At 57.8% G+C, this 9,009-nt stretch carries 9 protein-coding genes and 1 pseudogene; 8 read left to right on the forward strand and 2 right to left on the reverse strand.

Annotated elements, in window-relative coordinates; all coding sequences use genetic code 11:
• The 5 genes from AC5ZG1_RS42570 to AC5ZG1_RS42590 all read left to right on the forward strand — a co-directional run.
• Positions 1-227 (forward strand): hypothetical protein (locus tag AC5ZG1_RS42570; protein WP_496136390.1); only part of this gene is annotated, 227 nt, incomplete at its 5' end.
• Positions 228-417: 190 nt separating this feature from the next.
• Complete coding sequence (locus AC5ZG1_RS42575; RefSeq protein WP_496136391.1) at positions 418-1,077, forward strand: hypothetical protein; 660 nt, start codon at positions 418-420, stop codon at positions 1,075-1,077.
• A 25-nt stretch (positions 1,078-1,102) separates the two neighbouring features.
• Positions 1,103-1,735, forward strand: coding sequence for a hypothetical protein (locus AC5ZG1_RS42580; protein WP_496136392.1), 633 nt, complete (start codon positions 1,103-1,105; stop codon positions 1,733-1,735).
• A gap of 51 nt (positions 1,736-1,786) precedes the next feature.
• Positions 1,787-2,368 (forward strand): hypothetical protein, encoded by a 582-nt coding sequence (locus AC5ZG1_RS42585; protein WP_155255487.1) that lies wholly within the window; start codon positions 1,787-1,789, stop codon positions 2,366-2,368.
• Positions 2,369-2,424: 56 nt separating this feature from the next.
• Positions 2,425-3,417, forward strand: a complete 993-nt coding sequence (locus tag AC5ZG1_RS42590; RefSeq protein ID WP_463331508.1) for a DUF3800 domain-containing protein — start codon at positions 2,425-2,427, stop codon at positions 3,415-3,417.
• 480 nt (positions 3,418-3,897) lie between these two features.
• On the opposite strand, the gene AC5ZG1_RS42595 is transcribed toward AC5ZG1_RS42590, so the two are convergent.
• On the reverse strand, positions 3,898-4,095 hold the full coding sequence (locus AC5ZG1_RS42595) for a hypothetical protein (protein WP_155255488.1): 198 nt from the start codon (positions 4,093-4,095) through the stop codon (positions 3,898-3,900).
• A gap of 403 nt (positions 4,096-4,498) precedes the next feature.
• Between AC5ZG1_RS42595 and AC5ZG1_RS42600 the strand changes: the two are divergent.
• The 3 genes and pseudogenes from AC5ZG1_RS42600 (at position 4,499) to AC5ZG1_RS42610 (ending at position 7,608) form a co-directional block, all read left to right on the forward strand.
• Positions 4,499-5,167 (forward strand): annotated as a pseudogene (locus AC5ZG1_RS42600) (SOS response-associated peptidase).
• Positions 5,168-6,235: 1,068 nt separating this feature from the next.
• On the forward strand, positions 6,236-6,745 hold the full coding sequence (locus AC5ZG1_RS42605) for a lipocalin-like domain-containing protein (RefSeq protein ID WP_080664017.1): 510 nt from the start codon (positions 6,236-6,238) through the stop codon (positions 6,743-6,745).
• A 452-nt stretch (positions 6,746-7,197) separates the two neighbouring features.
• Positions 7,198-7,608: a cupin domain-containing protein gene (locus AC5ZG1_RS42610; protein ID WP_080664018.1), complete on the forward strand. Its 411-nt coding sequence runs from the start codon at positions 7,198-7,200 to the stop codon at positions 7,606-7,608.
• A gap of 174 nt (positions 7,609-7,782) precedes the next feature.
• Here the strand turns inward: AC5ZG1_RS42610 and AC5ZG1_RS42615 are convergent, their stop codons facing one another.
• Entirely contained in the window at positions 7,783-8,562 is a 780-nt protein-coding gene (locus AC5ZG1_RS42615) for an NAD-dependent epimerase/dehydratase family protein (RefSeq protein ID WP_496136393.1), read from the reverse strand.
• Positions 8,563-9,009 lie beyond the last annotated feature (447 nt).

A 9,009-nucleotide genomic window follows, 5' to 3' on the forward strand; every position in this document is an offset into this window, starting at 1 on the left:
CTGCTCCAGGGCCGGCCGTTCTCCTGGTCGTGATCAGCAAAATTGTTGAGGCGCAATTCGAGCGGATCGACTCCGAGGGAGTCCGCCACAAAAATGCGTATCTATTTACAAAACAACCACTTTCTTGCACCAATTCACTGCTACATACACTTTCACCTACACCCTCGCTGGTAATCGCACGAGAGACCTGCGAGGCGCCGCTTCTCCCCTTGCGGGAAAGCACATAGGGAAAAAACGTAACAATTTCAATGCGAAATAGGCTCAGTGTCTAACGGGGGTTCAAAAGAGAGAATCCGCTGACACTGCGGGGAGATGCGCGTTTCCGTGCCTAGTGTCTCACAGCGACGCGGCCTTGGAAACGTACCGGCGAGGCGCGCTGTGCGAGCACCGCACGCGAATCGCACCTATGATGGCCCGATGGAAGAACGGCCCTACCTGCCTGGGACAAAGCAACGCCACGCGATGGAGCGGGGGGCGTTCGTACTCGACCTCTACCGGCTGCTTTGCATGGTCTCGGCATCTCGCGACGTGGCTACGCACGGCCTCGCCTCGCCTGCCATCGCAATGATGCAGGGTGGCTTCTTCAAGGCCGAGGTGACACGGATCTTGATCTCTTGCGCGGTTGGCTTGCGAATCTGGTTCGATCAATCGCAGAGCGGCCCAACAGATGAACAGAGATCAGATTGCGGGAAGCTGTTTCCAAACTGGGCGACCGATCCGGAGAAGGTCGAGATTCTCACCCTGCGCGAGGCCTGCAACAAGATCATTCATGCAATAGACATCCGGTTTGACGTCGTGGCTCCCGGTTCAACCACAAACCGGATTCATGAAGCCGGCGCTTACTACAAACCGCAACTCTACCTGTATGGCAGCAAGGGGCGCGAGGACTGGCGCGCCGAGTTATCTTTAATCGACTTTGCACGATGGGGGTGCGGTGGCGTTCAAATGGCTTGCCACGGATCGGTGACTAATCAGCATTTCAAAATAGGAGGACATTGTTGTGGGGGAAGCGAAGCGACGGCGACAACAGAACTCGATGCGAGGGCCGGTCGTTTATCATCATACGAGCACGCTTAGAACAAACCTGCTGTGGATGTCTGGCGTGATCGAAGTTGAAGGCAAAGGCGCTGAGCCGCTTCACCCGCAGATCGGAGTAATTAAGACAGACGTGCTGCGCCGTCGCGCAATGCAGGATTTTCCGCCAGTCGCATGGTTCACCTCCGAAATCGCCGTGCCGAACTGTCTCAGGAACACGAAGCTCTGCTTCACCGACAGAGAAACGGGAGAGCTTCGGTACGAGGATCACGCCATAGGGAATCTGAGCGACGTGATCGCACTCAACCCCGTGGCAATTGGCTTTCGTCTGGCCGAATGCCCATCGATCATCAAGTGGTCGGAGCACGCGGGCTATCACGCCAGCGAAGGCAGAGAACTGAATGAAAGTGCCCAAGCCTATGGAGATAATCCGAGCACGTGGTACGTCTCGGAGCAACCCATCGACCTGCTGCAGTCTGTTGAGTTTTGGTCATCTCGCAAGATCATGAATCCGAAGTTGCGGCGAGAGGATTGGTATCTCAAGGACATGCACAACATGGTCCGCAACTGCCGCGAACGGAAAGACATCTACATTCCGCCGACCTGGTTGAAGCCAGAGCAGGCGAAGGCTTTTGCTTCTAGTGTTGGCCTACCTGCCTATCGCGGCGATGAAGAGTTTCCGCCCTCGCGTGCTCGATAATCAATGGGTCACTGTGAAGGCGTTGGCGCAGGGCGAGGCGTCGAAGCAATCATGATGCACGTCTGGGGAAGGATTTTTGGTATGTATGAAAGAAAGCCAATTGACATTTTGAGACACGAAGCAGGCCACATGGTGGTCGCAAAAGTACTTGGGTTTAAAACCGGGGAACTTGAATACAACGAGCGGCATGCTGGGGCTCACATAACCATTGAACCGATGTTGCCCGATTTGGCCGCTGTCAGCGCATACGTTCGCCGACGGGCGACGGTTCTCTATGCCGGCGTACTGGCAGAGGCCTTAAAAGACAGCAAGATTGTCAACGAGAAAGCGCTTGAGTTCATCAGGAGCGAAGAGAACGTGGCCGATTATAAGAGGGTCTCGGAGTTGATCCACGTTGCTGCAGGTATCGAACGCTCTGAAGGGAATCATCAAGGCGTATTGAATGCCATCGGCAATGAAGTCTGGAACAGGGCCGCGACTTTGGTTGAAAAGTACGCCGAGCAAATAGTCATGCTTTCGAAGGAGTGGCGACAGGCGCTCGGCGGACTAGCCAAGATCACAATATCGGCGGAAGAAATTAGCAAAATCCAGTGCTTCAAGGAGATCGAAGCAGGATGCGAGATTGAGCAATAGGGCGTGCTAAACCGTGCTGATCTACTGTGCTGACTGAGATGCGGTGAACGAGGCTCATGCGGATTTTCATCGACGAAGCCGGACGGTTTATCAGCGGTGATGGCATCTCGCTGGCGTCTGCGCTAACGATCCCCCATCGATCTGTTGGTCCGTGTCGGCGCGAATTGCTTCGCTTCTCCCACGATTGGCCGAGGCGGGATGGCGAGTTAAAATCCGCCGAACTGGACGCGAAGCACCTATCCACCTTGGTTGACGTCCTGCATCGGCACGACGCCCTGCTGCACGTCGTCGCGACGGACGCGGCGAAAGATCAAGCTAGCGTCGCCCGACACCAAGCTGAGCAAGCACTAGGGATTACCAAGTATCTTACGAACCAACATCACCAATCCCTAATCGACAGCGTTTGGGAACTGCGAAGATCATTGGAGAAGATGCCAGCCCAGCTCTACATTCAATGCGTCGTTATGCTCCAGTTAGCCTGGATCGTAGCTGAAGAAGCTTCGATGTACTTCGCTCAGCGGCGGCCGAGGGAGCTGGCGCAATTCGAGTGGGTTATCGACGCTAAGGACCCTAGTAGAATCACATCGCAAGAAAACTGGTGGCGCGATGTGATTGGACCGATGGGTGAAGCTAGGAGTAGGCGCAAACCATTTGCGTTCGTAGACGACGAGGGTTTCAATTACAAATATTTCGACCGCGCCTTTTCGATGGAAAAGGATATGTGGTCCCCGGACGGCTCGCGCAAATCGGTGGACGGCTTCAACATAAAGAAACTGATCACCGACAACGTGTCATTTGTGGATTCAAGGAGCGAGTTATTCATCCAAGCCACCGACATTCTGGCAGGCTTCATGCGGCGAGCGCTGAAAGGCCAGAACGCCGAGCCAGCTGTGCTAAAGACTCTGGGCCGCTTGATGATCCGAAAGAAGAAGCAGACAGTGCGCTTAATTGCGCTGGGAAATGGTGGGGATGTCGAGGAGGCATTGGGAGCGCGCATCAAAGTGATTGCATCATCTGGTCGCGGATTGTTGAAGCCTGAGCGCACATAGCGATTACCTTGGAAGGCACGTCAAACCGACGCAAAGTGCTGTACGAGAAGCTGCACCCGGAGACGAAGCAAGGGGCTACGCGGCGAATGCCAGCACGAATCCGCGCACCGCAAGCCCTACTGGCCGGGCCATCAACCGCAAATTGTCAGTTCGTACGGTGCGCATCGACCGCGGCCCGCAACTCCTGCCGCACCGCGCGGCAGGTGTACCAGTCTTCGCGCGCCACATAGCCGGCGGATGACGTGGACCCTCGCTCCCGTCATTGACGTCGTTGCCACCCCACCATTCGTCGGTGAGGCCGGCCGATTTCGACGCCCTGCGCGCCGGCAAGCGCAACGACGAAGTCCGCTCCACGCCCGCAAGGCTCGACTGGCTGCATGAGATCAAGCACGACGGGAAATGGCGTAACGGTCATCATCGTGGTCCGCACGCCGGGAGCGCCCGGAGTAACGATCCGACGCGGACAACTGGGCCTCGCCTTTAGGCCCTCTTGGGATCGTCTCTCCGGCCATGCCGGTCAAGTATCTTGTTAGTTGCGGCAATATCTTTCTTTAGGGCCTCAATGACCTCCTCTTTGGTGTAGCCCTCAGAGGGTTTAACTTTCCCGGACTGTAAGCCAGCAAGTCGCCGCACGCTTTCGTCATGCAGTCGTTTTGCGTCCTCCAATACCTTCTTCACGGCATCCTCCCAACTTCTGTTTTCCGCTAAGCGTAGCACGAATTGGAGGCAGAAAGCCCACCGTCAAGACGGATTCAAACTGAGATACTACCGAGGCGTGATCTCGCGCTCTGTCGTCAACCGGATAATATGCCCGCCTCACGGGCGGCCTCTACAGCCCGCTGGCGCGCCAAGTCAGCGCGTATCTTCGCGCCGATGACCGGGCCGCCGTAGATGACCTGACGGGATTTGGTGCTCATGGCCGGGCATTACAGCGGCGGTTGCGACGACAGGCAATGCCGCGAGGATTAAGCGTCCGGGTGGACCGGCCATACCAAGGCTCGGTCAATGTGCAATCTTGTCTGATTGCGGTTGCTGGCACAAGGGTTCCCTTCCAGGCTGAGCCTTTTGAGCAGCAACCGCAATGACCCCCATCTATTCGATCACCACGAACCCAGAAGCGATCCGCGCGCTGTTCCGCGTGGTCAACCGCTACGTTGGCAACCTCGCGCCGATGCCAGGGGTGTTCCCCGACTACCCAGCGCCAGTTGTTCGTAATGTCGAAGGCGGGCGCGAGCTAACATTGATGCGCTGGGGCATGCCGCCACCGCCGCGCACGGGCGGTCCACCAGTCACGAACATCCGCAACACGTCATCTCCGCACTGGCGAGGCTAGCTGAAGCCGGAAAACCGGTGCCTCGTTCCAGCCAACAGCTTCGCCGAGTACGCGCCGGAGCCGAACCCGGAGGCGAAGAAAAAGGACGTGGTTTGGTTCGCGGTCAATGAGGACCGGCCGCTATTCGCCTTCGCTGGCATCTGGACGACGTTCAACGGTGATCGCGGCACCAAATCCAAGCCGATCGCGGGACCGCATTAGGTCTACGGCTTCCTGACGACAAGCCCGAACGCGGTGGTCGAGCCGATCCATCCGAAGGCCATGCCGGTGATCCTGACCACCGACGAGGAGCGCGACGTCTGGATGCGCGCGCCGCGGGACGAGGCCAAGGCGTTGCAACGACCGCTCCCCGATGATGCGCTCAAGATCGTACTGCGTGGCGAGGACAAGGAAGACCGAGCCGGCGCGGCGGCCTAGTGTCGCCTTTTAAATCTCGCGATCCGGCGGTCGCGTTGCTATAGGTCTATCTTCTGGCCGTCCACCAATCGCACGGCACACTGTTTAGCTTGATCTTCGCTCTCACAGAGCAGGTCTATGCGGTTGATGATGTGGCGGTCTGGTCCAACGACGTAGGCGCAATACTCTTGCATCTCAGGACTCCGAGGCTGGAGGGCTCAGTTGCAATTCGCCAGGGAACGGGAAGTAAAGCGTGATGCGGATATATGGGTTTTGTGTTCCAAATGTGGAGCTAAGGAGCTTTCGCTCGCCGGATAATGAGACCAACTGACCGTTGTTGTGCTATCTCCGCGCATGAAAATGGTCTGGTGCCGCTGCTGAGCCGCGCGAATTCGTTAAAGTAACGAGGTCAGCCGGCTCAATGGACCATGCGATCAATGCGGTGCCGGCAGCCCGCGAGCGTGTTCATGAGCTGCACGGCGATGGCGTGCGCTGGCCTCACCCGGCTCCCTTTTAGGCCCCGGGCTTCTTCTCGGATCGTCGACTACATCCGCCGATGATCCGGGTTGTCCACTTTGAAGCGCATTCGGGGACACATGACGGACATTGCGCTCTGTCCGAAAACGCCATTCGCGCCGCTTATCCGTACTTCGGGTCTTCCCAATAAGCGGACATTGTCAGAGTCCGACGGCATGTCTCAAAGGGGCCAGAACCGGACCTTCGTTGCCGGCTTTCTCGCGATCATAAGCAACGCGAGGCACGCCGAACGCTCCAACGACCGCTGTCCTGTCTTGCACCACAGGCCCCGGCCTTCTCGCTCGACGGCTTCCGCCAGATCGCCGACATGATCGTGGGCGCACCTGGAACAACCTCCGGAGTGGCTCGTAGCGTGGCCGATTGCCTTTTTCGAACGCATGCCCGCGTCTTGGTGTGGTCAATCCCGTGCTGGCCGTCGGTGCGGTATTGTGGGATGAATTGCCCCACTGACCGCAGAGTGCCCCGTACAATGATTTCGAGGCTCAGACTACGCTGGGCGGCCAGCCCACAACCCTCATAGATGGAACGTTCCTGAAAACCGGAGGGAGCACCATGAAAGCACTATGGTCAATTCCGATAGCCGCAGCTCTTACATGCGGCACGTTATCTGCGGGAGCCGCAGATCCGCTCAAACAGCAGCTTGTAGGCACTTGGAGCGTCATTTCATTTGTAAACGTGAATGAAAGGACCGGGAAAACAACGCAAATATTTGGTTCCGATCCGAAAGGATATTTCATGTTCGATGCAGCAGATCACTTCTCAATCAATGTCATGCGTCCGGGACGGCCAAAATATGCCCGCCGCGACTTTCCGACCGCCGGGGAAAGCGAAGCCGCTCTGGAGGGGCTAATCGCGATGTTTGGCGACTACAAAGTCAATGAATCTGAACATTCAATATCCTTACATGTTATCGGCGGCAGCTTTCCCGCGTGGGACAATTCGAATCAGAAGCGTTTCATCGCGATCAACGGCGACGAGCTCACGTATAAGAACCCTACACCGGCGTCCCGTGGGGGTACTGCTGTGGTGACTCTGAAGCGCGCAACAAGCGCAACCAAGTGATCTTTTGGTCAATCTGTCGCCACGGGCACCGGTTTCAGAACTCGGCTCCCCCGACCCGGCAAGCCAAGCCTCGGTACCCCGAAGTGATCGAGTGAGTGGGTCCGCACACGGTGTCCGAATCGGGTCAGAAGCGCCGCTTGGCCTCACGGCAGGGACTTCCGGTTGCCCCCGATCTTCGGAAATATCCTGCGCGGCGCCAACAGCCGCGCCGGGCCAATGGGCGACATCCTGATATGGAAGAGGCCGACAACTGAGGCGGCCTTAGGCCAAGGCAACTCCTTCCCGGTGAGCAATTCGTAAAAGGGTCTATACGGCTTACAATCCGCCGCCCGCATTTCCGCTCATGTTGTAGTTCACGAGGTAGATCATGGACCTAACCAAAATAGTTCATGAAGTCTAACGAGTACGCGACCACCTAAAGACTGGCTCACTCTAAGGGAAAGGCTCATACAATGAACAGATTAGCGCTCTCTCTGTTGCTCGCACTTGGCACCACAGCTCCATTTACTGGCGCCAACGCAGGGACCGGAAAAGCAACAACTTTGATGGCCAAAGAGCTTCCCGACTTTCCTGGGAAGGAAGGTATGGTCGAAGTCGTCGACTTCGCTCCGGGCGAAGTCTCGGAGCCGCATCGGCATAATGCAGATCTCTTCGTCTATGTTTTGGAGGGGAGCGTCGTCACGCAGGTAGAAGGTGAAGCCCCAAAAACCGTAAATACCGGTGAGGTCTTTTATGAAGCGCCTACGGACGTCCACATTGTGAGCCGCAACGCTAGTGCGACGCAGGCCGCAAAACTACTTGTCTTCTATGTAAAAGTTAAAGGCGCGCCACCAACCATCCTAGTAGGGCGTGGACATAAATAGCGCTTTTTGACGTCGGGCGAGGAAAGGGCGTGGGTTTATGTCCGCATCGGGTCATCAGCGCCGTTCTGACTGCGCACCCATCACTTTCGGTCTCGCCTGGCAAGCGACGCGCCACAACGTCGCGGGCGCCGAGGCATCGCCACGGCCTGAGCGCTGGACCGCGTGCGAAAATCGTCAGGCCGGAAGACGAAAATCAGGAGTCCAACCCAGCTCGGCGCGTGCCTTTTCGGTCGCAACGTGTCTGTTGGACTGCGCGATGTTATAGATGCCCGGGTCGCCGTGGTCGATGGCCAGCAGAGCGGCATAAGCCGCCGCATCCACATGAATGGGCGCAGAGTTTGAGGGCCGGTCCGAAGCGGTTCCGGGGCCATAAAGCTGGCCGTAGCGAAGGACGACGCCCTCGAGCGGCGGCGATTTTAAAGTGAGATCTTCCAGCGCGATTACTCCCTGCATGTTGATACCGTTCTCTCCCTTGGCCCCGGTATCGAGCGGGTCTGTCTCCGCGTGCGGCTCGGGCCCCGGTGCGTAGGCCCACGCGATGCTTTGCGCCACCAATCGGTGCGCCCCCGCCGCAATTGCGGCCCTGACGAGGTTCCGCGTTCCCTCGCTACGGATGCGGGCGGTGCGAACGATCGCTGCTCCCATCTCGCGTGGATTAAGATCCTTCGGGAGGTCGGTGAGCTGATGGATCACGACATCGGGGCGTGCTGATGCGACGGCGCGTGATAGCGCCGGCGCGTCGAAGACGTCGACCACGACCGGGTCAGCCCTGAGCGCGCGCAGCGCGTCGGCATTCGCTTCCGATCTGGTGCTGCCACAGACGTAATGGCCAGCGCCGTGCAGGAGCGGCGTCAGGCGCCTGCCGATGGCTCCGGACGCGCCGGCAAGGAAGATTCTGTAACCCATCACCGTTACTCCGTTGAACCGTGCGCCCAAGTGGGCGCTGCGCGCCAAGTACTTTCCGATTCAAGCGGAGGGCGGGCAATCGTTCCGTTTCAGTGAAAATCAACTTTGGAGACGGCGGACAAATACGGACACAGCCGCGCATTGGAACAGATTGGCAGCCCCGGAACCTTACCTGAACCGAATGTCCGTTGGGGGTCAAACTGAGAAGAACTCAACCTGAGCAAATTTCTTCCGGGTTACCCTTGAAAGCGGACATTGCGCGACACGGCCGGCATGTCTCAAGAGGGCCATAGGACTAAACCGCTCGCGCGGTAGGCCGCTGCGGCAAACAGGGTGGCCAAGCCGATAGCGCCAAGGGGCGTCCTGTCTTGAGATTGAGGGGTTGCAACAACCTCACCCAAGACAGGAGCATCCCCATGACCGACGAGGCAATGAGCCCGTTGCGCCGGCGCATGATCGAAGACATGACGATCCGCAAGTTGGCCCCGAAGACCC

The organism is Bradyrhizobium sp. Leo78 (genome assembly GCF_059512425.1).

Excerpts from the sequence above, each read along its gene's own strand:
- AC5ZG1_RS42605 (WP_080664017.1), top strand. The coding sequence starts at position 6,236 with ATGAAAGCACTATGGTCAATTCCGATAGCCGCAGCTCTTACATGCGGC.
- AC5ZG1_RS42590 (WP_463331508.1), top strand. The coding sequence starts at position 2,425 with ATGCGGATTTTCATCGACGAAGCCGGACGGTTTATCAGCGGTGATGGC.
- AC5ZG1_RS42585 (WP_155255487.1), top strand. The coding sequence starts at position 1,787 with ATGATGCACGTCTGGGGAAGGATTTTTGGTATGTATGAAAGAAAGCCA.
- AC5ZG1_RS42610 (WP_080664018.1), top strand. The coding sequence starts at position 7,198 with ATGAACAGATTAGCGCTCTCTCTGTTGCTCGCACTTGGCACCACAGCT.
- AC5ZG1_RS42575 (WP_496136391.1), top strand. The coding sequence starts at position 418 with ATGGAAGAACGGCCCTACCTGCCTGGGACAAAGCAACGCCACGCGATG.